Below are 21,909 nucleotides of genomic sequence, written 5' to 3' on the forward strand. Positions count from 1 at the left end.
GACGGACCGAACCCTCGCTTCGTCATGCGACATCCGGGGCCAATGATATAGTGGCGGAAATATAGATAGTCACTGAAGGAAACCACCATGAAAAACGACGCAAGCGCTCGCCCGCGAGCAAGCCAGACACCGGCCAGACTCAGCAAAGGGGACTTCATCACCGCACTGCGCAAGCTGCTGCAAGAAGAAGCAAAGGCCGGCAAGTCCAGCGTGGATGTACGCGCTGCAACCCTGCATACCGACGTTGGCGTTTATCCCGCGCGCGGCCACTCGATGCCAACTTGTTGCACCGTCATGCATGAAGAGATGCAGCCGGGCGACGAGGTACTGCTGACGCCACCCGGCGGCAAAGGACCTGCGCTGCTGGTCCGGTATAAATTGCCGCGCTGAAAATCGCGGCCTTGAGCTACCGGCGGCGATTCAGCTGGCGGGTTTGCCTGTGACCTCGCCAATGGCATACCCGAGCATCGCTCATCCTTGCAGCATGAACCCGATTGATGGGCGTGGCACGGGCAGCAGCCGCCGCAAGCAGGCGCGCTGCATACAAAAAATGGGCGCGATGTCCACGCATGGCGGACCTGCCGCCGCCCCACTCTCCCCGCAACCGCTCCCCCAATGCTCGGCCCTGTGGACACATCGCAAGCGTAACCACAGCGCCCCCCCTCCCTGGGACGATGCCGGAACAGCAATCCGTCACGCTGGCGTCGAACAGGTCTTTTGCGGCGCCTCCCGTCAAGCGAAGCGCGACCTTGGTTTCGCCCGCAGCCGGGGGCAAGCATGGCTAGCGAAACGCAAGAAGGCTCGCTATCCGTCCGGCACTGTCGCGCGACGATGCATGGCGAACCTGGTTTCTCCCGGAGGATTTGGCCTCATACAAAGCCTGGTCAGCGAGTTCGATCAGCTCGACTGGCTGGTTTTCCAGGTGCGCCGGTACAAACGCCGCCACGCCGACACTGGCCGTCACCACGCCAGGGGGATTGCCCCGATGGTCGATGCCCAGCGATTGCATGGCCTGGCGCACGCTTTCCGCCACTGCCAGGGCGCCAACCAGATCCGTTCCGGGCAACAAAATGACCATTTCCTCGCCACCGTAGCGCGCCGCAAGGTCGCCCGGCCTGCGCATGCTGTAGGCCACCACCTTGCCGATCTTTCTCAGGCACTCGTCGCCAGCCACATGGCCATACAGGTCGTTGTATTGCTTGACGCAATCGACATCGAGCAACACCAGCCCTAGCGGGCTGCCTTCGCGCTGGGCGCGGCTGAATTCGGCGAGCAGCGACTGGTCGAAGTGGCGCCGGTTCGCCAGCCCCGTCAGCCCATCCTGGTTGGCAAGCCGGGCCAGGGTTTCATTGATCAATTCCAGTTCGTTGCGTGCCGCGAGCAGTCCCGCCTCGCTGTTTGCCCGCAACTCGATCTACCGCACCATGCGGTAACCGATGAATGCAATCAGCAGCACCAGCACCCCGCCCACGGCATGTTGCATCACCGTATCGAGGCGCCACGCAGCGAGCACCTCATCCTGCGACAGTGCGGCGGAGACCACCAGCGGATATCCGCTGATTCGTCGATAGCTGTTGATGCGCGTCACGCCATCGACGCGCGACCTGAACACCGCGGTGCCAACGGGACCTTTTGGCAAATAATCATGAAATAAGGGAAACGGCGAGAGATCGCGCCCCAGCATGCTTTCATCGAACGGCCCGTCTCAACAAAAGAATGCCATTGCCATTCGCAATGAAGATGGCGCCCTTTTCGCCTATCGAAAACCGTTCGTAAAACTGCCTGAAATAATTCATGTCGATGGTCGCCAGCGCCACGCCGCCAAAGCTGCCATCAGGCAGATTGATACGGTGCGATACCGTGGCTACCCAGTCCCTCGTCGATTTGCTGCGCACGGGCGGGCCGATATAAGGCCCGCGATCGCCATGCGTTCGATGGTAGTTGAAATACTCGCGATCAGAATTGTTCAGACGGCTCAATAGCGTCTTCTGGGAGTTCACCAGCCAGCTGCCATCGCTGGCATAGACGAAGATGCCGTGCAACTGCGGCAGCTCGGCGACGCGGGTGACCAGCAATTTATGGATACGCTCCAGTTCCGTGCCGGAGACGACGTCCGCTTCCATCCGCTCCACCAAACCGACCAGTACCGTATCGGCTTCCTTGATGGTGTCATAGGCATGCTGGGCGACAGCTTGCGCCAGGTTGGCGCTTTCACGGCCCGCTTCCGCCAGTTGCACTTCCCGCGCACGCAAGGTCATCCATAACTGCAGCGCCAGCAGCGACAGGCACACCAGCAAGACGAATGAGATAGCCAGCGGCAACAAGGAGAAACCCCGGAAACGAGTGCCCAGCAATCGTGGCGGCAGGCTATGCGACCTGATCATGGCGACACTCCCATTTTTGATATTTAGCAAAGTGTGCATGAATTAGGCAGCAACATACTCACACATCGTCACGAAAAATGTGAAAAATTCATCATGTGACTTGCCGCGCAATATGTCCTTTGCGCCATGGCGGTGGCGAACCCTGTTCCAGTTCGCAACTGTTTGCGGTAGCGCAATCCGGGATGGGATGGACTGCGAAACAATGCCAGTTCCCCAGCGTTGCGTATGACGGAGTTGAGATGCTTGAAGTACAGCCCAGGGACAAGCGTGGATTTTTCATCCTGCCTCAGGCACCGGAAGGTGCCGGCTACTACGTCTATGGCAATCTGCGGCGGATGCCACATTCCGGCCATATGGCCCAATATGCGCACCCCAGCTTGCTATCCCTGATTTTTTACATCGAACGTGAATGGCAGGCAATTGATGATCGAAAATTTGGCATCGGAAATATCAGTATCGCGGAAGGGTTAGGGTACGACAAGCATGTCAGCCACCGGAAAGGCATTGAAATGGATATACGCCCCTTACGTAAAGACAAACTGGCAGGCCAGTCCGCACGCGTGTCGCGCTTTGATGACGTGTATGACAGAAACGCCACCATCAAATTGATACGCCTGTTTCTGCAACATCCCATGGTCACCAAGGTCTACTTTAACGATGGCGAGGTACAAAAGACGATTGCCGGTGGGCGCGTCCGGTCCCTGCAAGGGCACGACGACCATCTTCACATTGAAATCAGAGAGCACTGATGAATACTCGGCTTGCTTGCTGCACCATGGCGCTAGCTCTACTTTCGCCGTCCCAAGCCGCGGACAAGCCGCCGGCATGGACTGGCGAACCACGGCCCTTGCAGGGTGACTATCAAATCTATGGCGGAACCTTGTCCGAAATGCTACCGCCCACGCGAAACGACCGAAAAGTGGCAATCATGGTCAAAGGGGAATTGGCACGGGAACTGTTTACCCAGATCGGCCCCGATGTGAAACAGGAACAGGCATGCAGCTCCTCGGCGGACTACCGGGAGCGGCGCAGGGGGGACATTAGCTGCGTTCATACAAAAGGGGCAGCATACGAATGCTATTTCGGACTCGACATGCGTACAGGTAAAGGGATGTATGGAGCGATCTGCTAGCCCCCACGCAGCCTGGCAGCCATTAAACAGCCAGGCTCGGGGGCTCCTACCTTCGGTTCAACGGTACATACTCCCCCGGCAAGTGCGCCGCCTCCAGCGCATCGGCGAACGCCAACAAGAACTTTGCCGGGCCATGTTCGGACACCAGCAGCGATGCGCCCTTGTGGCGCAGCAGTTTCAAGACTTCCTGCTGGTGCGCCTGGTATTCCTGCGAATGGCCGTAGAACGTTTGATACATCTCAAGAGTTTCCATGGCCTTGGCGGCCAGGATGAATTCGGGTCTGTCCATGATGTCTCCTCGTTGTTACTGCTGCCAAAACCACGAAAAAAACCTGCAAGACGTGCTGGCCCGTGCCCGTCGCACTGCCTAGCGGCAACCACATCCGTATTTCCATCATACGCCTCAAGCCGGCCGTTGCGTCGTCCTGCCGCGCATCTTTTTCTATCGCTCCCATCCGGCACCATCGCTGCGGTGCGCGCGCTGGCGCCAGGTACCCGCGCATGGCATCATGCGCGCTGCCCACCCCTCATAACGACATATGGACCAATATCACTTCCTCGTAGGCGAATTCAAGAAAGATACTCCCTTCGATCCCGCTGCCGCCAGCGCACAGCTGTTCGCCTGGTTCGCGCTGATCGACGAGTCCGTCGAGCGCTACGGCAACAAGCGCGGCAAGATCGTCAAGTACTCACAGCGCAATTACGAGAAGATGCTGTGCGCGCCAGAGACCAACAGCATCGGCCTGCTTTCGCCGCGTATCGTGCCGCCCGACGAAGCTGACGAGGCCGTCAACTGCGACGCGCAAGCCATGTATTCATCGGACTCGGAGCTGGTTCTGTCCATCCGCGCCAGCAAGCTTGCGCTGACGCCGCTGTTCGACGGTGCGCGGGCCATACCCGGCCTGCTTGAGCATTGCGAATATGTATATTGCTACGCTGAAACGCAGGGCTATGGCACCGGCTACGCACTCGGCTACCGGCGGGTCGACGAGGCCCACCCGATGACCTTTGGCACGCCTTGCCCCGCAAATAACTGGGCCGCCATCAAGCGGCGCGGGCTGCAAGATGCGCACCTGCGCGATGTCTATCCCATCAACGGTTTCACGCCAGCCAGGCTCGATGCGCTGCCACCCCAGCGCCGGCAAGCGCTGCGCGCTGCGATGCAAGCCCATGGCCGCTGCGAAGACCATGCCGGCTGGATCTTCTGGTACCTGCAGCCCGGGGAACTGGAAGCGGCCCGCGCCGCACTGAACGCACACGCCATGCTGGGCGCCTACATCAACCACCGAAACTCATGAGCACACATTTATCGCTGCACTGCTATCTGCAGGACGAGGCCGCAGAACGGCCCCTGCCCTGTTCCGACGTGACCATCCAGGCCGACCCGGCCACCCTGCGCGCCATTGCCCATTTTCTGCTGGCCAGCGCGGACGCGTTTGAGCAGGCGCAAGACCGGGCCGGCATGCATGCCCATCTGCAAGACGAGTGGGACGACTGGCAGGACGACTTCCCCGACCTCGTCGTCGTGACGGCATAGACTGGCGCCCCGCCTGCTGCGCGTCGGGTAACATACGCCACCTTTGCCACACCGAGATCACCGATGCTCCACTCCCGAACCACCCTGGCGTCGCTGCGCGCCACCGTGCTGGCCGCCGCGCTGGCCACCCTGTCCGCCTGCGCCAGCCCGCCCGCGCATGAAACGCTGTTCCTCGCCACCACCCTGACGGCCCCGCATTCCTTCACCAAGGGCATCGAGGGTCCCGCCGTGGATGCGGAGGGGAATATCTATGCCGTCAACTTTGCGCGCCAGCAAACCATCGGCAAGGTGCGCCCGGACGGCAGTGGCGAGGTGTACCTGACCCTGCCCGGCAGCAGCATCGCCAACGGCATCCGCTTCGGCAGCCGGGGGCAGATGTATCTGGCCGACTACATGGAGCACACGATCTATCTAGTCGACCCGGCCACGCGGGCGCTGACCATCCACGCGCGCGAGCCGCGCATGACGCAGCCAAACGATATCGCCATCACGGCCGATGACGTGCTGTATGCGAGCGACCCGAACTGGAAGGAAAACACGGGCCGCGTGTGGCGCATCGCGCAGGACGGCACGGTGACCCTTGCGCTCGACACCATGGGCACGGCCAACGGCATCGAGGTGAGCCCCGACGGCAAGATCCTGTACGTGAATGAAAGCGTGCAGCGCAATATCTGGATGTACGACATCGCCGCGGACGGCAGCCTGGGCGGCAAGCGCCTGCTGATCAAGTTCGACGATTTCGGCATGGATGGCATGCGCGTGGACGTGGACGGCAACCTGTACGTGACGCGCTACGGCAAGGGCACGGTGGTGAAACTGTCGCCGCAGGGACGCATCTTGCGCGAGATCAGCGTGCCCGGCGCCAAGCCCAGCAACATCACCTTTGGCGGCCCCGACGGCCGCACGGCCTACGTGACGGAAGTGGTGCAGGGACGCCTGCTGCAGTTCCGCGTCGACCGGCCGGGCCTGGAGTGGCAGCGGGGGCAGGAAAGCAAGGCCAGGGCCGGCGCATCCGCCCCCGGCAAACCCGGCAACGGCGTCAGCGCGGAATGATGCGCTCCGCCTTCAGCTTCTCGAACAGATTGAAGAAAGCCTCGGGCGTGTCCTGGTAGTCGAGGAAGCCCGCCTTGCGGCTCTTGCCCATGTCCGTCATCACTTCCATCGGCCGTCCCAGGTCGGCATCCGTATGCCACCATGAGGCGAGGCGGCCGATATCGGACTCCACCAGTTGATGCTGTGCGGCGATGGCGCGCCATTGCGCGGGCGCGTCCTGCATGCGAGCGGCCAGCGGCGCCATCGTCTCGGGCAAGTCCGCCGCCTCGACGCCGAAATACGCGGCCAGGCGGGGCCACAGCCACTTCCAGCGGAACACGTCGCCATTGACGATATTGAAGTCTTCGTTGCGCGCGCAAGGGCTGTCCGCCGCCCACGCCAGGTGGCGCGCGATCTGGCCCGCGTCCGTCATGTCGGACAAGCCGTGCCACTGCGCGGGCGAACCGGGGAAGACGAAAGGCTGGCCGCCGGCCTTGCACAAATGCGCGTACACGGCCAGGGTCAGGCCCATGTTCATGGCATTGCCCAGCGCATGACCGATGATGGTGTGCGGGCGATGCACGCTCCACGTAAAGCCGTACTGCGCGGCCGCTGCAAACAAGCGGTCTTCCTGTGCATAGTAGAAATTGTCCACGTCCTGGCGGCCCTGCTCTTCGCGGAAGGGCGTCACGGGCACGCTGCCCTTGCCATAGGCATCGAACGGTCCCAGGTAATGCTTGAGGCCCGTCACCAGGGCCGCGTGGCGCAGGTGGCCGTGCGGCCCCAGCGCGGCCAGCACGTTGGCCACCATGGCGCCATTGACACGGATGTTTTCCTGTTCATTGTCCTGGCGCGCCCAGGCTGTAAAAAAGACGTGGCTGGCGTCGAGGCCCGCCAGCGCGGCGGCGACAGCGGCGCCGTCCGTCGCATCGAGCGGCAGGGCCGTGCAGCCGGCGGGAACTGGCGTGCGGCCGCGCGAGACGCCCGTCACCTGCCAGCCTTCGCCGAGCAGATGCGTGGCCAGATTGCTGCCGATGACGCCGCTGGCGCCGATGATGAGGGCGTGTTTTTGCATGAGAAAGTAGCTCCGAAAGAAAAATCCATCATATCCGCGACGCAAATTCTTATCCGCGATACTATTTCCACTTATTCATGAATAAAATTCCCGAATCATGTTTTCATCGGAACATCTGAAGGGCCTCACGCCCTTTCTCGCCACGGCCGACGCGGGCAGTTTTACCAGGGCGGCCGAGCGCCTGCACCTGAGCAGCTCGGCCGTCAGCAAGAGCGTGGCGCGGCTGGAGGAACGGCTGGGCGTGCTGCTGTTCGAGCGCAGCACGCGCAGGCTGAAACTGAGCGATGCCGGGCGCGCCTACTACGCCACCTGCAAGCGCGTGCTGCAGGAACTGGCGGATGCGGAAGACGTGCTGGCCGACCATGCGGCGGAACTGGCCGGCAAGGTGCGCATCGGCGTGCCCGCCGCGTATGGCCGCCTGCGCGTGATGCCGGCGCTGATCGATCTGTGCGAAAAATATCCGCGCCTGCAGCCGGCCATCGCCTTCAGCGACCGCTTCGTCGACCTGTTCGAGGAGCGCATCGATATCGCCGTGCGCATCGGCGCGCCTTCGCACTGGCCCGCCGCGCTGGGACAGATGCAGCTGGGCGAAGAGCGGCTGATCCTGTGCGCGGCGCCCGCCTACCTGGCGCGGCGCGGCACGCCGGCCAGCGTGGCCGAACTGGAAGGGCACGACTGCATCGCCTACGGCCGCGCCGATGGTTCGCCCATGCCGTGGCAGTTCCCGGACGGGGACCAGGGCGGGCAGGTCGAGTATCGCCTGGCGTCTCCCCGCATGACGGTGGGCGACGCGGAAGCGCGCACGGCCGCCGTGCTGGCGGGCCTGGGCGTGGCGCAGCTGGCCACCTGGCTGGTGCAGGAGCACCTGGCCACGGGCGCCATCGTGGCCGTACTGCCGGAACTGGCCACGCCGGGCTTGCCCCTGTACCTGGCCTGGCCGCTGGCGCGCCAGCTGACGCCGAAAACGGGCACCCTGCTGCAGGAATTGCGCCAGCGGTTGACCATCCACTGAAAATACGGCTTGACCCTGACGCTGCGTCAGGGTCGATGCTGTGTGTACGCACCAGGAAAGGAGTGACACATGCTGTTGAAGATCGGTGAACTGGCCAAGATGACAGGCCTGAGCATCCGCACCCTGCACCACTACGACAGCATCGGCCTGCTCTCGCCCTCGGCGCGCACGCAGGCTGGCTACCGCCTGTACCAGCACGGCGACATGGACCGGCTGCACCGGATCATGGCGCTGCGCAAGTTCGGGCTGTCGCTGGCCGAAATCGCCACTGCACTCGCCGGCCCCGAGCTGCCCCTGGCCTCCATCGTGGCGCAGCAGATCGCCATGCTGGATCACCAGATCGCGCAGGCATCCACCCTGCGCGAGCGCCTGCACAGCCTGCAGGCGCAACTGGCGCAGGGACAGGCACCGGAGCTGGCCGAGTGGCTCACCACGATGGAGTTGATGACCATGTACGACAAATACTTTACCCCCGAAGAACTGCAGCAATTGCCGCTGCTGACAGATAGCGCCGTGGAACAGGAATGGCAGGCGCTCGTCGCCCGCGTGCGCGCCCTCCAGGCGACGGGCGCCGCTCCCGACGATGCGCAGGCGCAGGCGCTGGGCACGGAATGGATGGTCAAGCTGGTGCGCGACACGGGCGCCCACCCGGGCCTGTTCGCGCGCCTGAACGCCATGCACGCGCAGGAACCGGCCATGCGGCAAACCACCAGCATCGATGCGGACTTGATGCAGTTCATCCTTGCCGCCTTCAATGCCTCGCGCATGGCGCTGTACCGGCCCTTCCTGAACGATCAGGAATACGCGCACCTGCTGGCCAACTACGGCAGGCGTTCGGGCGAATGGCCAGCCCTGATCGCCGCCGTGCGCGCCGCCATGGATGCGCGCACACCGCCCACGGACCCGGCCGTGCTGCAGCTGGCGCGGCAGTGGCTGGAGCTGTTCCGCTCCTATGCGGGCACGGACCCGGCCACGCAGCTGAAATTTCGCCAGGCGCACCAGCAGGAACCGCGCCTGATGGAAGGCAGCTTCGTCGACGCCGCCATGCTGCACTACCTGGGCGCGGCGATGGCCCAGGTGGCGCAGGAGCGTCCCGGCAAATAAGTTGACGTGCGGCACATCGTGGGCGAGGCCATGTAGAATCGGCCATCGCCCATTCCAGGAATACCCGATGCGCCGCCTTCTGCTTCTCTGTCTGTCCCTGCCCGCCCCGCACCTCGCCATGGCCGCCGATGCGCCCGTGCAAGGGGTGTGGCAAGGTACTTTGGGCAAGGCCAATATCGTCGCCTGCTTCAACCAGCCCAGTCCCACGCAGGGGGCTGACCGCAGCGGCAACTACTACTACACGCGCTACAAGACGCCCATCATGCTGTCCATGGCGAACGGCAAGAGCGACTGGAGCGAGTCCGACGCCAAGGGCGATACGACAGGCACGTGGTCTTTGCATGCGCCGCAGGGCGGCAAGCTCACGGGCACCTGGACGGAGCCGAAAAGCGGCAAGACCCTGCCCCTGGCCTTGACCTTGCTGGAAGCGGCGGGCGACCGCGAACACCCGTCCTGCGCCAGCGACGCCTACAACCTGGCGCTGGAAGACTTTCCCAACACCAAGGTGAGCAAACCCCTTACCTTCGAAGGCAAGCAATACCGCAACCTGCAAGTGGGCGACACCATCACCGTGGAATTGATGGCGCCCGGCGACGGCGTGGCGAAAATCAATGCGCAACTGCGCGCCGTGCTGGCAAAGAACAAGAAGGACCTGGCCGACTTTTATGCCACGCGCCGCGAATACCTGGGCCGCAACGGTTTCACGACGGAAGACGAAGTGTATGCGGAACCGACTTACTGGTCGCCGCGCTGGGTGACGATCAAATTCTACCGCTGGCCGGCCGGCTATGGCGCCAGCGGCATTTCCATCCGCTTCCGCACCTGGGACGTGAAGACGGGCCAGGAAACGGATATGTGGAACTGGTTTGGCGCCAGCGCCAGCGATGGCGACGACAAGGCCGAATTGCCGGACCGCCTGCGCCAGGCCCTGTTCAAGGATGTGGCAATCGACGCCGAATGCAAGGGCACGGATTACGACGGCCGTGGCCGCTTCCACCTGTCATTGAAGCCCGAAGGCGTGTCGTTCTGGGAAGACGCGAACGGCAGCGGCTGCGAAAACGATTTTTTACTGCCGTACAGCAAGGTTGGCCCCTTCCTCACCGTCAAGGGCCGCGCCGCGCTCAGCGATCTGCTGCCGAAGAACTAGGCGCGACCGCCTCGGCCACCATCTCAGCCGTCGCGGCCGCCAGGGTCCAGCCCAGGTGGCCGTGGCCCGTGTTGTAATACACGCCCGGCGCCTTGCCCGGGCCCACTTTGGGCAGCATGGCCGGCAGCATGGGACGAAGGCCCGCCCACGGGATCACCTGGCGCGTCTTGATGCCAGGAAAGCACTGCTCGACCCACTGCACGAGCGGGCGGACGCGGTCGGCGCGGATGTCGTGATTGAAGCCGTTGAACTCCGCCGTGCCCGCCACCCTGAGCCGGTCCTCGCCCAGACGGCTGCTGACCAGCTTGGTCGCGTCGTCGAGCAGGCTGACGGACGGTGCCGCTGCCCGGCTGGCTGCATCGTCCAGTTGCACGGTAATCGAATAGCCTTTCACGGGATACACATTCACGTGGTCGCCCAGCATGGCCGCCATGGCGCGGCTGGCCGTGCCCGCGCAGATGACGACGGCGTCGAACACGCTGCTGTCCTCGCCCATGGAGACACGCACCTGGCCGTGCTCGCGCGCCAGCGCGGTGACTTCCTGGCCATAGCGGCAGGCCACGCCCAGGCGGGCGCAGGCGTCGGCCAGGCCGCTGGTGAACTTGTGGATGTCGCCCGTGGAATCGCTGTCCGTGTAGTAGCCGCCGTAAAAGTCGCCCTGCAAGGCCGGCTCGATGGCGCGCATTTCCAGCAAGCTCACGGCGCGCCGCTGCAAGCCTGCCTGCGCCAGCAGGCGCGACACGCCGGCCGCGCGCTCGAATCCGGCTTTGTCACGGTAGACGTGCAGGATGCCTGCGCGGCGGTGATCGAAAGCTATCTTTTCTTCTTCCGCCCAGGCAAACAGATGTGCGCGCGCGGCAATCGCCATGCGCGCCGTGGCGATGGTGTTGCGTTCATACGCGGGCATGGCGGCGAGAAATTCCGTAAACCAGCTCAGCTTGTGCCAGCTGGGCCAGGGATGCAGCAGCAGCGGCGCATCGCTCCGCGCCATCCATTTCAAGGCGTTCACAATCGTCGCCTTGTGGTTCCACACTTCCGCATGGCAAGCCGACAATTGGCCGCCGTTCGCATACGACGTTTCCATGGCCGCATAGCGGTGGCGCTCGAGCAGGGTCACGTGCACGCCGCGTTTCGCCAGCGCATACGCCGTGGTGACGCCCGTAATGCCGCCGCCGATGACGGCCACCGTGCGGCTCATGGCGCCTCCACCTTCTGTACGACGGTATCGCCCGCCTGCAGGATGCGGCCATCCTCGGCCAGCACGTCCATCCTGCGCACGGGCAAGCCTGAACCACGCTGCAGCAAGGTGGAATGCGCCTCGCCAGGGTCGAACAATTGCGCCTCGCTCCACTGGCGCAAGCCGACGACGACGGGAAACAGGGCCAGGCCCTTGGGCGTCAGCACGTATTCCTGGTAGGCCGTGCCGTCCGAGGCGGGCGCGACCGTAAAAATGCCCTCTTCCACCAGCGTGTGCAGGCGGTCGGCCAGGATGTTCTTCGCCACGCCCAGGCTTTTCTGGAATTCGCCGAAGCGGCGCATGCCGTCAAAGGCGTCGCGCACGATCAGCAGCGACCAGCGCTCACCGATCGCGTCGAGCGCGCGCGCCACGGGACAGGGGTCGGTTTTCAGGCTCTTGCGTTTGGCCACGGGCATTCTCCAGGATTAACTGGTTGCATTTTAAAACTTCTCGGCGTAGACTCCAACTGGTTTTAATTTGAAACCACATAGACATCCATGCGCGACACGACCTCTCCCCTTCCCCTGGCAACGCTTGCCCCCTCCCTCATCTGGCTGTTTGCCTGCGCGGCAGGCCTCAGCGTGGCCAATGTGTATTACGCCCAGCCCTTGCTCGCCACCCTGGCGCAGGAATTCGGCATGACGGAGGCGGCCAGCGGCATGGTCATCACGGCCACGCAGCTGGGCTGCGCGCTGGCCCTGCTGCTGCTCGTACCCTTGGGCGACATGCTGAACCGGCGCCGGCTGACCCTGTTCCAGCTGGGCTTGCTTGCCGTCTCGCTGGCGGCGCTGGGCTGCGCCCGTTCCACGGCCGCCTTGCTGGGCGGCATGCTGCTGGTGGGCTTGCTGGGCACGGCCATGACGCAGGGCTTGATCTCCTATGCGGCCAGCGCGGCGGCCAGCCACGAGCGTGGCAGGGTCGTCGGCATGGCGCAGGGCGGCGTGGTGATCGGCTTGCTGCTGGCGCGCACCCTGTCCGGCGTGGTGGCAGATATCGCCGACTGGCGCGCCGTGTATTTTGTTTCCGCGGCCATCGCGTGCGCCATGCTGTTGCTGCTGTGGCGCAAGCTGCCGTCGGCAAAGCCATCCGATCAAAAGCTGGCCTACGGCGCCCTGCTCGCCTCGATGCTGGACATGCTGCTGCACAACAAGGTGCTGCGCGTGCGCGGCATGCTGGCCCTGCTGATGTTTGCCGTGTTCAATATCTTCTGGAGCGCCCTGGTGCTGCCCCTGACGGCGCAAGGCTACAGCCATGCGGCCATCGGCGCCTTCGGCCTGGTCGGCGTGATCGGTGCGCTGGGCGCGGCGCGTGCGGGCGCCATGGCGGACAAGGGCCGCGCGCAGTGGACGACGGGCGCCGCCCTGTTGCTGCTGCTGGCCGCGTGGCTGCCGCTCAGCTTTGCGGGGACAGCCCTGTGGCCCCTGGTCATCGGCATCATTGCGCTGGACCTGGCGGGCCAAGCCATCCACGTGACGAACCAGAGCCTGATTTTCAAGCAGGACAGCGACGCGCACAGCCGCCTGGTGGCGTGCTATATGCTGTTTTATGCGGTGGGCAGCGGCCTCGGGGCCATCGCCGCCACCAGCGTGTATGCGCTGGCGGGCTGGCATGGCGTGTGCGCGCTGGGCGCGGCGGTCAGCTTGCTCGCCCTGCTGTTCTGGCGGCTGACCTTGCCTGCTGAAAAGGCCTAGTTCAAGAGCGCCGTGGCGGCGCCATGGCGGTACGTCTTCAGGGCATCGGGCTGGATCTGGATCAGCGAACCGCTGACTTTAATCAAGTGCAAGTCCGTCAGCTGGTGCAGCACGCGCGACAGGGTGGCGGGCGCCAGGTTCAGGAACGATGCCAGCAGACTTTTCTTCAGGTCCAGCTTGACCTCGTTGGAGCGCTGCTGGTCCGATGCCTGCAGCAGATACTCGACGACGCGCTGGGTGGCGTTCTGCACGGAGCAGCGCTCCACGTTGCGGATAAAGCCCATCAGGTGGTGCGACAGGCTGTTCATCATCTGGCGCGCGATGCGGGGCGACTGGTCCAGCAGGCGCAGCAGTGCGTGCGGCGGGATGCGCAGCAGCAGGCAATGCTCGAGCGCTTCGGCGCAGAAGGGATACGGTTCATCGAGGAAAATCATGGCTTCGCCGAAGCTCTGGCCGGGACGGATCAATTCCAGCACCTTGTCCGTGCCTTCCATGGAAAACACGCTCAGCTTGACGAGGCCGAAGACCACCACGTAGGCGCCTTCCGCCACTTCGCCCTTGCGAAACAGCACCTTGCCTTTTTCCACTTCGACGCGCACGACATCCTGGCGCAATTGCTCTAATTGCGAAGGGGAAATATGGCGGAACAGAGCCTGGCTCGACAGCAAGCCATCGACGTTGACCTTATGCATGACACTCTCTTATTGGATTAGCGAATGACTAAGAGTGTAATGCGCAGGCACGGTCAAGGCCATACGTCAAAGGAACTAGGGTTGTCTAGGCCGGAACGCCATGCAGGTCAAACAATCGCGCATTCCCTGCGCACTATTTGCGCTTTGCTTGATCTTTATTTACCGAGTTCGCGCTCGACCGCATACACGGCGATCTGCACGCGGCTGCTGAGCTTGAGTTTTTTCAGGATGTTCTGCACGTGGATCTTCACCGTGCTTTCGGCCACGTCCAGCTGGCGCGCGATTTCCTTGTTGCTCAGTCCTTGCGCCAGGCAAGCCATGGCTTCGCGTTCGCGCGGCGTGAGCTTGTCGTAGTCCGCTTCGGGCGCGTTCTGGCCCGCGCGGAACTGCGACACGAGCTTGGCCGTCATGGCGTCGGCAATCACCGATTCGCCGGCGGCGGCGCGGCCGATGGCCTGACCCAGCTGCTCGGCTTCTATATTTTTCAGCAGGTAGCCGCGCGCGCCCGCGCGCAGGGCCGCGCCCAGGTCGGCCGCGTTTTCCGACACCGTCAGCATCAGCACGGCCATCTGCGGCCAGTCCTGCAGGATCAGCTGCAGCGCTTCCACGCCGGACACGCCGGGCATGTTCAAGTCCATCAGCACCACGTCCGGCTGCAGTTCGGCCGCCAGCTTGACGCCGTCGAGCCCGTTCGACGCCTCGCCCACCACCTGGAATTGAGGGTTGCGCTGCAGCAGCAGCTTGACGCCGCTGCGCAGCAGGGTGTGGTCGTCGACCAGCAGGATTTTGATTGGAGGATTCACGTGTTTGTTTCTTCTGCCTGATAGGAATAATTCACTGTTACGCCGCCTGGCGCCGGGCTGCCGGCAGGGCCAGCGAAATCGTCGTGCCGCCGCCGGGCGTGCTGTCGATGGCAAACTGCGCACCGAGCCGCTCGGCCCGTTCCTGCATGATACGCAAGCCGATCTGCAATTCCGTTTTCTTGTCGCGCAGGTGGGCGGCGAAACCTTCGCCATCGTCGCGCACCTGCAGCGCGAAATCGCGCCCGTTCTCCACGCGCAGGGCCACGTTGCTGGCCTGCGCATGCTTGCGGATGTTCGACAGCGCCTCCTGCACGATGAACAGGATCTGCAGCTGCTGCTCGGGCGCCAGCGGCGCGCCGTTGCCGCTCATGTCCAGGGTGCCGGCCACGCCCGTCTGCAGCTCGAACTTGGCCAGCACTTCCAGCAGCTTGCTTTCGAGGTCGCTGCCATGCCAGCGCGTGCGGAAGTTGACGAGCAGTTCGCGCACGTCCTGGTAGCTTTGTTCGACGCCCATGCGCATCAGCGGCAGCACCTCGGCCGCCTCGTCGAGCTGGCCCCGGCGCACGGAATCGTCGAGCATCTGCACCTGCAGGCTGATGAAATTGAGGCTTTGCGCGATGCTGTCGTGCAAGCCTTCGGCCAGCAGGCTGCGTTCGCGCGCCACGGCGAATTCCTTTTCGCGCGCGATCAGGCGCTGGTTTTCGATGGCGATGCCCAGGCTCTGGCCCAGGGTTTCCAGCCAGCCCTGCTGCTGCGCGTGGACGGCTTGCGGCCGCGCAAAGTGCAGCGAAAAACTGCCCACCACCTGCTCGCGCGCAAGGATGGGAAAGACGGCGATGGCGATGAAGCCTTCGTCCTGGCAGCGGTAGCGCTGCAGTGCATCGGCCTGGCGGAAATCGCGGATCTGGATCACGCCCTGCGCCACGGCCGCGCCGCACAGGCAATCGTTGTTGCGGATGCAGTGCTCCTCTTCCACCATGGCGTCGGAAATGCCCTCATGCACGATCATGTGCACGGTGTCTTGTTGCGGATCAAGGATGCGCACGGTGCCCCCTTCGGCCTGCGCGAACTGCATCACGTGGCGCAAAAAGCCCCGACACAGCGCATCGATGGCATGCTGGCCCGCCAGCAGGGTGGAAATGTCGTGCAGGGTGGCCAGCTGGCGCTCCTGCGCGGCGCTCAGGCCGGACTGGGCTTGTGCCAGGCGGCGCTGGCGCCAGCGCGAAGCGGGAAGTTGTTTGCGGGATGAATGACTGCGCGGCGCATGCATGAAAAACTCGAATCTGAAAAGTAGTGCGCCCGGCAAGCGCTGCGCCTGCCGGGCCGGTAAAGGTTACAAACGGATCTCGGTGCCCAGCAGCTTGACGAACTGCGCCAGCCAGGCCGGATGCGCAGGCCAGGCGGGCGCCGTGACGAACTGGCCATCCGTGACGGCATCCGTGACGGCGATGTCGGCATACGTGCCGCCCGCCAGTTTCACTTCCGGCGCGCAGGCGGGATAGGCGGAAATACACTTGCCGCGGATGACGTCGGCCGCGGCCAGCAATTGCGCGCCGTGGCAGACGGCGGCGACAGGCTTGCCCGCGTCGGCGAAATGGCGCACGGCGGCGATGACTTTCTCGTTCAGGCGCAGGTATTCGGGGGCGCGGCCGCCGGCGATCATCACGGCATCATAGTGGGCCGGGTCGATCTCGTCGAAGCTGGCGTTCAGGGTGAACAAATGGCCCGGCTTTTCCGTGTAGGTCTGGTCGCCCTCGAAATCGTGGATGGCCGTCTTGATCGTCTCGCCGCTCTTCTTGCCGGGGCAGACGGCATGCACGGTGTGGCCCAGCATCAGCAGCGCCTGGAAAGGCACCATCGTTTCATAATCTTCTGCAAAATCGCCGGTCAAAAACAGAATTTTCTTCGCTGCCATTTGGTTCTCCTATGAAAGATCATCCCTCGCATCGCCGTCGGCACAGTGCGTCCCAGGGCGTATCTTAGCGCGACTTGGCAGCCATACTGGATATTTATCAAACTTTTGCGCCTGAATGCAGGAATTTGGAGGCTGAGCCAGAATTATTTCAAGGCTCACGGGTCAAATCCAGACGACCTTTTTGAAAGCCTGGCCATGAGCACGCCCATGAGCATTCCCCGCAGCGCCACGCTGATCCGCATCTTCGACCATTTCACCGATGCGGAGCGCGCCCGCGGCGCCCTGCTGGCCGACGGTTTCGCCGCCCACGCGGTGCAGCTGGACATGGGCGACGACGAAGCCGGTCCCGTGCAGGGCAATTTTACCGTCGGCAATCGCGACACCTTCACGGGCCGTTTCGAGCGCGCCATCAACGCCGTGTTTGGCGGCGACAACCATGTGTACCGGCGCAACTACGGCACCACGGCATTTCGCGGCATGTTCCGCCTCATCGTCGCCGTCAGCAATACGCAGGAACGGGAACGGGCGCATGCCATCGTGCAGGCATGCAACGGCTGCGACATCGAACAGCGCACGGCCAGCCATGCGGGCGGCCAGCGCGCGGACGCAGGGGCGCAGGCCCCCTGATACCCTCCCCTGCGCGGCCAAATTATGGCAAGATCGGCGTTCCTTCATTCCACAGCGGAACTTGCCATGATTTTTGAAATTGCCCACATCCAGATCAAACCGGCCACGCACGATGCCTTCGAGGCGGCCGTGACGAAAGCCGTGCCCCTGTTCCAGCGCGCGCGCGGCTGCGAGTCGATGCGCCTGGAGCGCTCGATCGAAAACGGCGATGCCTACCGCCTGGTGGTGGGCTGGAGCACCCTGGAAGACCATACCGTGCATTTCCGCGGCAGCGACGACTTCCAGGCATGGCGCGGCCTGGTGGGCGAATTCTTCGCCGCGCCGCCGCAGGTCGAGCACATGCACACGGTGCTGACGGGATTCTAGACCAGCAATGAAGCGCCTGACCGAAGCGTAGCGCGCGGCAGCAAGCGGTCGCCGCGAAGCGGAACCGTGCCGGGCACGGGGCCGCCGATGCCGTGAGCATCGGCGGGCGCAGGGCGGCGCACAGCAGCGGATGTCTGGCGCCTACACGGCAGGATGGTGAAACACCTGCCGCAAATACGCGAGGAAGGTTTCATCCTTGCACAGGGTCTTGCCCGGTGAATCCGACAGTTTCGCCACGGACTGGCCATTGCAGCGCACCAGTTTCATGACGATATTGAGCGGCGTCAACCCCACGTCGTTGGTCAGATTGGTGCCGATGCCAAAGCCCGTCATGATGCGGTCGGCGAAGTGCTGGTACAGGGCGAAGGCCTTGTCCAGGTCCAGGCCATCGGAAAACACGAGGCGTTTGGTGTTGGCGTCGATGCGCAGGGCCGCGTAGTGGGCCAGCGCCTTTTCGCCCCACTCGACGGGGTCGCCCGAATCGTGGCGCAAGCCGTCGAACAGCTTGGCGAAATACAGGTCGAAGTCGGCCAGAAACGCATCCATGCCGACCACGTCCGTCAGGGCGATGCCCAGGTCGCCCCGGTATTCCTGCACCCAGTCCTCCAGTGCCGCCTTTTGAAAATCGCGCAGGCGCACGCCAAACGACTGGAATGACTGCATGTATTCATGCGCCATGGTGCCGATCGGCACGATGCCCAGCTTTTTCGCCAGGTAGACGTTTGACGTGCCCTTGAAATACTCGGGCACTTCGCGCGCCAGGCGCTGCACCACCTCGTCATGCCAGGCGCCGGAAAAGCGCCGGCGCACGCCGAAGTCGGAAAATTCAAACGGATGCTTGCGCCGTGGCAGCTTGCCGAATTCCTTGACGGCCGCCACTTTCAAGCCCAGGCGGTGGCGCCCTTCACGCATGGCGGCATCGCCGTCGAAGCGGCGGAAATACAGTTCGTTGATGATATACAGCACGAAAATCTCGAAGCCCATCACGTGCACCTGCGGCCCGGCCGCGTGCACGAGCAGGGTGTCGCCGTCCGTGCTGACGTCGATGAACTTGCGCTGGAAGCGGAACACCGTCAGAAAGTCGACGAAATCGCTCTTCATGAAGCGCAGGGTGCGCAAATAGGCCAGCTCGTCGTCGGCGAACGACATCGAGCACAGGTGGTCGAGCTGATCCTCCAGCTCGCCCTTCAGTTCGGCCAGCGGGAAGGCGGTGGCGTTGCGGCAGACAAATTCGTATTCGGTATGGGTATTCGGATGACCGTGCAGCAATGCTTGCCACATTGTAAATTTATACAGATCGGTTTCCAGCAAACTGCGCACTATCGGGGTCATGTAGGTTTTCTCCAACTTCCTGAAGCCAGAATAGTACGCCACTGCGGGCATTTCAGCAGCGCCCGCCTGCAGGATGGCGTTACGCCGCCCCGTTGGCCAGCAGTTCCGGCAAGACCTGGGCGGCGCTGGCCAGGCGTGCGCCGCGCGCCTGCATGGCGGCAAGAAAGTCGCGCTGCTGCGCTTCAAAGCCCGTCACGGGACTCATGCAGTCCGTCAACAGCACCAGCCGCGCCAGTGCCTGCGGCCCTTGCTGCGCCTGCAGGTAGTCGGCGATGTGCTCCGTGCTGGCCTTGACGCAATGGCTGCCCGCCTCGCCGCAGAGATAGATCTGCTGCGCTGGCAACAGGGTGTCGAGGAAGGCGCGGTTGAGCTGGGTGGCCGCATCCTGCGGATCGGGCACTTCGGCCATGACGGCCGAGTAATGCTCGGTCCAGGGATTGGAGCCCTTGCTCAGCTTAGCAACCACTTGCAGGTGATCCACTTCCCACGCGTTGTAGGCAGCGCGCACGGCCGCGTGGACATTCTGGCCCCAGCTGCCGATCTCGCAGTGCACGGGCCACACCATCAGCTGGTAGCGCCCGGCCTGCTCCAGCGCATCGAGGTAGGCCAGCACGCGCGGCAAGGCGCCGCTGGCGGCGGGCCGGTACTGGCCGTCGCGCACCTGCCGCGCGCCGATCTGCGTGAACGGCGCGACGGGAGCGCCGTCGCCCGTGCGCCAGAAGGCGGGATGGGCGATGTCGTAGCGGTGGTGGGCATCGAGCGTGATGCTGATCTGCGTCAAACCCGCTCCGCCTGCCTGGATCAGCTGCGCCACGCGCAGCAGGTCGGCGTGGGCGCCGGGCACGGCCAGCGCGGGTGCGGCGCCCGCAGGCAGCCAGTCGGGCGGCAGGTCGCAAAAATCGTTTTGCGGGTCGATGACGAGCAGGTGCAGCTGGCGTTTCATGGCAATCCTCGGGGTGGCGGATAGTGCATGATAATGGCAACATCGCCATCACGCCAATCCGGGAGCCGCCATGCACCTCGCCAAGCGCAATCACTTGCGTCCGAACAAATTACTCAACAGCAAATGGACGGCCGTCACACCCGTCAACAAGGAAAAACACTTCCTTGTCGTCAAGCTGTGCGCGCCGGCTACGCCGGATGAAGCCGTCACGCACGTGGAACTGGAGGCCGTGCATACGGGCCGCGTGCAGATCCTGCCCTGGCGCGCGCTGCAGGATGCGGCGCAGTGGCATCAGGGGTGGAAGACGTAGCGGCGCCGGCGCCGCTCGACCAGCTTGACGGCCACTTCGCCCGCTTCCGCGACGGCGTCCGCTTCCGTCGCAAACTGCTGGTCGGCCGAGACGCGGCGCTTTTTCACCAGGTTTACCCGGTGCATGGGGTTGCGTGACGGGGCGTAGATGGCGACGTAGGCACCCCACAGCTTGCAGCCCCGCAAAGGTTCCGCCGTGTAATTCACTTCATAAAAATCAACATACTTGATCGGCACGATGGTTGCTCCAAAATTGGCATGGCCGGACAGCTTGTCTCTACGGACTGACGCGGTAAAGGGTTGGAATACTTGCGCTCGCGCATGCTCAGCATACTCGCTTCAGCTCTATCTTTTTTATCACGCGGCACAGGAGAAAACGGATGAACGACTACATCATCTTCATGCATGACGACACGCAAACACCGATGGACACCGCCGCTCCCGCCTGGGACAGCTACTTTGCCATGCTGCGGGCCAGCGGCCGCTTCTGCGGCGGCAGCGCCATCGGCGCCGGGGTCTGTGTCCACCGCTCCGGCCAGGCCAGGGCGGTGACGCCACACTTGTCGGGCTATATACGTGTACAAGCAGAAAGTATAGACGATGCGAAAAAATTATTACTGGGCAACCCCGTACTGAACGCGGGTGGCACGGTGGAAATTCGCGAACTGCCGCGCGATTGACGGCAACGGCCCTCCCTGTGGCGGGCGCCGGGATGGAGACGGGGGGACTGTTCTTGCATGCGCGGCGCGGCGCGCCGGATGGTGCTGAAGCAGGGGAAATTGCCGGCCGCGGCGATGCCGCTGGCGCGCCGCGCGGGCGGATGTCCTGCGCAGCAGGCTGCGCGTGCCAGTGTGTGCATGAGGGGCTTTCATGGCGAACCGCTCGCCGGGCTGGCACGGGGCGTGCCGCCGGCAAGCTTATGCCAGCCCGGACAGGCTGTCTATCCCTCGAAAGGCGTAGTTCAGGCAGCCAGGGCCGCGATCGAGGCGCGGCTCTTGGCGATCGCGCTGGCGACGGCATCGTCGCCCATGGCCACGCCTTCGGCGCGCACGAACTCGATGTCGGTGATGCCGAGGAAGCCCAGCGCCGCGCGCAGGTAGGTGCTCAGGTAGTCATACGCGGCGCCCGGGCCTTCGCTGTAGACGCCGCCGCTGGCCGTGAAGATATAGGCTTTCTTGCCCGTGGCCAGGCCGACGGGGCCATTGGCCGTGTACTGGAAGGTGCGGCCCGCGCGCGCCACGTGGTCGATCCACGCCTTCAGGGTCGAGGGCACGGAAAAGTTGTACATGGGCGCGGCCAGCACCAGCACGTCGGCGGCCAGCAATTCGTCGACGAGGGTATCGGACAGCTGCACGGTGGCGGCCGCCTGCGCGCTGCGCTGTTCGGCCGGCGTGAAGAAGGCGCCCATCATCTCTTCCGTCAGGTGCGGCACGGGCTGCAGGGCCAGGTCGCGTTCGGTGATGGTGTTGCCTTGCGCGGCCAGTGCGGCGACGAATTCGCCCGATAACTGACGCGACAGGGAACCGTTGCTGCGCACGCTGCTATTGATGTACAAGACCTTGCTCATGAAA

Annotated in this window: 28 protein-coding genes; 13 read left to right on the plus strand and 15 right to left on the minus strand. The window is 63.8% G+C overall.

The window, feature by feature from the left end; all coding sequences use genetic code 11:
• Positions 1 to 87: 87 nt before the first annotated feature.
• The gene (locus tag AC07VL_RS18960) at positions 88 to 390 is read left to right on the plus strand and encodes an HNH endonuclease (protein WP_494807204.1); all 303 of its coding nucleotides are present in this window, start codon (positions 88 to 90) and stop codon (positions 388 to 390) included.
• A 391-nt stretch (positions 391 to 781) separates the two neighbouring features.
• Here the strand turns inward: AC07VL_RS18960 and AC07VL_RS18965 are convergent, their stop codons facing one another.
• From AC07VL_RS18965 to AC07VL_RS18975, 3 genes are read right to left on the minus strand one after another with little or no spacing between them, the layout of a single operon-like run.
• Positions 782 to 1,408, minus strand: a complete 627-nt coding sequence (locus tag AC07VL_RS18965) for a diguanylate cyclase (RefSeq protein WP_494807205.1) — start codon at positions 1,406 to 1,408, stop codon at positions 782 to 784.
• A gap of 6 nt (positions 1,409 to 1,414) precedes the next feature.
• Positions 1,415 to 1,684: a hypothetical protein gene (locus AC07VL_RS18970; protein WP_494807206.1), complete on the minus strand. Its 270-nt coding sequence runs from the start codon at positions 1,682 to 1,684 to the stop codon at positions 1,415 to 1,417.
• A gap of 4 nt (positions 1,685 to 1,688) precedes the next feature.
• On the minus strand, positions 1,689 to 2,384 hold the full coding sequence (locus tag AC07VL_RS18975) for a cache domain-containing protein (RefSeq protein ID WP_494807207.1): 696 nt from the start codon (positions 2,382 to 2,384) through the stop codon (positions 1,689 to 1,691).
• A gap of 239 nt (positions 2,385 to 2,623) precedes the next feature.
• Here AC07VL_RS18975 and AC07VL_RS18980 point away from each other — a divergent pair, with 239 nt between their 5' ends.
• The gene (locus tag AC07VL_RS18980) at positions 2,624 to 3,133 is read left to right on the plus strand and encodes a M74 family metallopeptidase (RefSeq protein ID WP_494807208.1); all 510 of its coding nucleotides are present in this window, start codon (positions 2,624 to 2,626) and stop codon (positions 3,131 to 3,133) included.
• A 429-nt stretch (positions 3,134 to 3,562) separates the two neighbouring features.
• On the opposite strand, the gene AC07VL_RS18985 is transcribed toward AC07VL_RS18980, so the two are convergent.
• A complete protein-coding gene (locus tag AC07VL_RS18985; protein WP_494807209.1) occupies positions 3,563 to 3,805 on the minus strand; it encodes a hypothetical protein in 243 nt (80 codons plus the stop codon).
• Between the two features lie 250 nt (positions 3,806 to 4,055).
• Between AC07VL_RS18985 and AC07VL_RS18990 the strand changes: the two genes are divergently transcribed.
• From AC07VL_RS18990 to AC07VL_RS19000, 3 genes are all read left to right on the plus strand, one after another.
• Positions 4,056 to 4,814, plus strand: a complete 759-nt coding sequence (locus AC07VL_RS18990) for a hypothetical protein (RefSeq protein ID WP_494807210.1) — start codon at positions 4,056 to 4,058, stop codon at positions 4,812 to 4,814.
• On the plus strand, positions 4,811 to 5,053 hold the full coding sequence (locus AC07VL_RS18995; protein WP_494807211.1) for an Imm32 family immunity protein: 243 nt from the start codon (positions 4,811 to 4,813) through the stop codon (positions 5,051 to 5,053). Before AC07VL_RS18990 ends, AC07VL_RS18995 begins: the two co-directional genes overlap by 4 nt.
• 63 nt (positions 5,054 to 5,116) lie before the next feature.
• Positions 5,117 to 6,106, plus strand: a complete 990-nt coding sequence (locus AC07VL_RS19000; protein ID WP_494807212.1) for an SMP-30/gluconolactonase/LRE family protein — start codon at positions 5,117 to 5,119, stop codon at positions 6,104 to 6,106.
• Here the strand turns inward: AC07VL_RS19000 and AC07VL_RS19005 are convergent.
• Positions 6,093 to 7,160 (minus strand): SDR family oxidoreductase, encoded by a 1,068-nt coding sequence (locus AC07VL_RS19005; protein WP_494807213.1) that lies wholly within the window; start codon positions 7,158 to 7,160, stop codon positions 6,093 to 6,095. The two genes, AC07VL_RS19000 and AC07VL_RS19005, sit on opposite strands and share 14 nt — an antisense overlap.
• A gap of 97 nt (positions 7,161 to 7,257) precedes the next feature.
• On the opposite strand from AC07VL_RS19005, the gene AC07VL_RS19010 reads away from it, so the two are divergent.
• The 3 genes from AC07VL_RS19010 (at position 7,258) to AC07VL_RS19020 (ending at position 10,423) form a co-directional block, all read left to right on the plus strand.
• Positions 7,258 to 8,172: a LysR family transcriptional regulator gene (locus tag AC07VL_RS19010; protein ID WP_494807214.1), complete on the plus strand. Its 915-nt coding sequence runs from the start codon at positions 7,258 to 7,260 to the stop codon at positions 8,170 to 8,172.
• A gap of 69 nt (positions 8,173 to 8,241) precedes the next feature.
• Positions 8,242 to 9,276, plus strand: coding sequence for a MerR family transcriptional regulator (locus AC07VL_RS19015; protein ID WP_494807215.1), 1,035 nt, complete (start codon positions 8,242 to 8,244; stop codon positions 9,274 to 9,276).
• A 67-nt stretch (positions 9,277 to 9,343) separates the two neighbouring features.
• Positions 9,344 to 10,423 carry a hypothetical protein gene (locus tag AC07VL_RS19020; RefSeq protein WP_494807216.1) on the plus strand — a complete coding sequence of 360 codons (1,080 nt, stop codon included), beginning with the start codon at positions 9,344 to 9,346 and terminating at the stop codon, positions 10,421 to 10,423.
• Here AC07VL_RS19020 and AC07VL_RS19025 read toward each other — a convergent pair.
• Complete coding sequence (locus AC07VL_RS19025; RefSeq protein WP_494807217.1) at positions 10,398 to 11,621, minus strand: D-amino acid dehydrogenase; 1,224 nt, start codon at positions 11,619 to 11,621, stop codon at positions 10,398 to 10,400. The genes AC07VL_RS19020 and AC07VL_RS19025 overlap by 26 nt on opposite strands.
• Complete coding sequence (locus tag AC07VL_RS19030) at positions 11,618 to 12,070, minus strand: winged helix-turn-helix transcriptional regulator (RefSeq protein ID WP_494807218.1); 453 nt, start codon at positions 12,068 to 12,070, stop codon at positions 11,618 to 11,620. The genes AC07VL_RS19025 and AC07VL_RS19030 overlap by 4 nt, the downstream gene beginning before the upstream one ends.
• Positions 12,071 to 12,157: 87 nt before the next feature.
• On the opposite strand from AC07VL_RS19030, the gene AC07VL_RS19035 reads away from it, so the two are divergent.
• A complete protein-coding gene (locus AC07VL_RS19035) occupies positions 12,158 to 13,351 on the plus strand; it encodes an MFS transporter (protein ID WP_494807219.1) in 1,194 nt (397 codons plus the stop codon).
• On the opposite strand, the gene AC07VL_RS19040 is transcribed toward AC07VL_RS19035, so the two are convergent.
• The 4 genes from AC07VL_RS19040 to AC07VL_RS19055 all read right to left on the minus strand — a co-directional run bounded on the left by AC07VL_RS19040 (position 13,348) and on the right by AC07VL_RS19055 (position 16,761).
• Positions 13,348 to 14,043, minus strand: coding sequence for a Crp/Fnr family transcriptional regulator (locus AC07VL_RS19040; RefSeq protein WP_290606391.1), 696 nt, complete (start codon positions 14,041 to 14,043; stop codon positions 13,348 to 13,350). The genes AC07VL_RS19035 and AC07VL_RS19040 overlap by 4 nt on opposite strands.
• A 155-nt stretch (positions 14,044 to 14,198) precedes the next feature.
• The gene (locus AC07VL_RS19045) at positions 14,199 to 14,846 is read right to left on the minus strand and encodes a response regulator (protein WP_494807220.1); all 648 of its coding nucleotides are present in this window, start codon (positions 14,844 to 14,846) and stop codon (positions 14,199 to 14,201) included.
• A gap of 37 nt (positions 14,847 to 14,883) precedes the next feature.
• The gene (locus AC07VL_RS19050) at positions 14,884 to 16,116 is read right to left on the minus strand and encodes a GAF domain-containing sensor histidine kinase (RefSeq protein ID WP_290606389.1); all 1,233 of its coding nucleotides are present in this window, start codon (positions 16,114 to 16,116) and stop codon (positions 14,884 to 14,886) included.
• 63 nt (positions 16,117 to 16,179) lie between these two features.
• Positions 16,180 to 16,761 carry a DJ-1/PfpI family protein gene (locus tag AC07VL_RS19055; protein WP_494807221.1) on the minus strand — a complete coding sequence of 194 codons (582 nt, stop codon included), beginning with the start codon at positions 16,759 to 16,761 and terminating at the stop codon, positions 16,180 to 16,182.
• A gap of 207 nt (positions 16,762 to 16,968) precedes the next feature.
• Between AC07VL_RS19055 and AC07VL_RS19060 the strand changes: the two genes are divergently transcribed.
• Positions 16,969 to 17,388, plus strand: a complete 420-nt coding sequence (locus AC07VL_RS19060) for a hypothetical protein (RefSeq protein WP_494807222.1) — start codon at positions 16,969 to 16,971, stop codon at positions 17,386 to 17,388.
• A 66-nt stretch (positions 17,389 to 17,454) separates the two neighbouring features.
• Positions 17,455 to 17,754, plus strand: a complete 300-nt coding sequence (locus AC07VL_RS19065; protein ID WP_494807223.1) for an antibiotic biosynthesis monooxygenase family protein — start codon at positions 17,455 to 17,457, stop codon at positions 17,752 to 17,754.
• A gap of 141 nt (positions 17,755 to 17,895) precedes the next feature.
• Here AC07VL_RS19065 and pncB read toward each other — a convergent pair whose 3' ends face one another.
• Both pncB and AC07VL_RS19075 read right to left on the minus strand, forming a co-directional pair.
• On the minus strand, positions 17,896 to 19,086 hold the full coding sequence (gene pncB, locus AC07VL_RS19070; RefSeq protein ID WP_494807224.1) for a nicotinate phosphoribosyltransferase: 1,191 nt from the start codon (positions 19,084 to 19,086) through the stop codon (positions 17,896 to 17,898).
• Between the two features lie 79 nt (positions 19,087 to 19,165).
• A complete protein-coding gene (locus AC07VL_RS19075; RefSeq protein ID WP_494807225.1) occupies positions 19,166 to 20,029 on the minus strand; it encodes a cysteine hydrolase family protein in 864 nt (287 codons plus the stop codon).
• Between the two features lie 70 nt (positions 20,030 to 20,099).
• Here AC07VL_RS19075 and AC07VL_RS19080 point away from each other — a divergent pair, with 70 nt between their 5' ends.
• A complete protein-coding gene (locus tag AC07VL_RS19080; RefSeq protein WP_494807226.1) occupies positions 20,100 to 20,339 on the plus strand; it encodes a TIGR02450 family Trp-rich protein in 240 nt (79 codons plus the stop codon).
• Here the strand turns inward: AC07VL_RS19080 and AC07VL_RS19085 are convergent.
• Positions 20,321 to 20,575 carry a hypothetical protein gene (locus AC07VL_RS19085; RefSeq protein WP_494807227.1) on the minus strand — a complete coding sequence of 85 codons (255 nt, stop codon included), beginning with the start codon at positions 20,573 to 20,575 and terminating at the stop codon, positions 20,321 to 20,323. The two genes, AC07VL_RS19080 and AC07VL_RS19085, sit on opposite strands and share 19 nt — an antisense overlap.
• Positions 20,576 to 20,718: 143 nt before the next feature.
• Here AC07VL_RS19085 and AC07VL_RS19090 point away from each other — a divergent pair, with 143 nt between their 5' ends.
• A complete protein-coding gene (locus tag AC07VL_RS19090; RefSeq protein ID WP_494807228.1) occupies positions 20,719 to 21,018 on the plus strand; it encodes a YciI family protein in 300 nt (99 codons plus the stop codon).
• A 281-nt stretch (positions 21,019 to 21,299) separates the two neighbouring features.
• On the opposite strand, the gene AC07VL_RS19095 is transcribed toward AC07VL_RS19090, so the two are convergent.
• Positions 21,300 to 21,905 carry an FMN-dependent NADH-azoreductase gene (locus AC07VL_RS19095; protein ID WP_290606373.1) on the minus strand — a complete coding sequence of 202 codons (606 nt, stop codon included), beginning with the start codon at positions 21,903 to 21,905 and terminating at the stop codon, positions 21,300 to 21,302.
• Positions 21,906 to 21,909: the final 4 nt, after the last annotated feature.

The organism is Janthinobacterium sp. GW821-FHT03C08 (assembly GCF_059420905.1).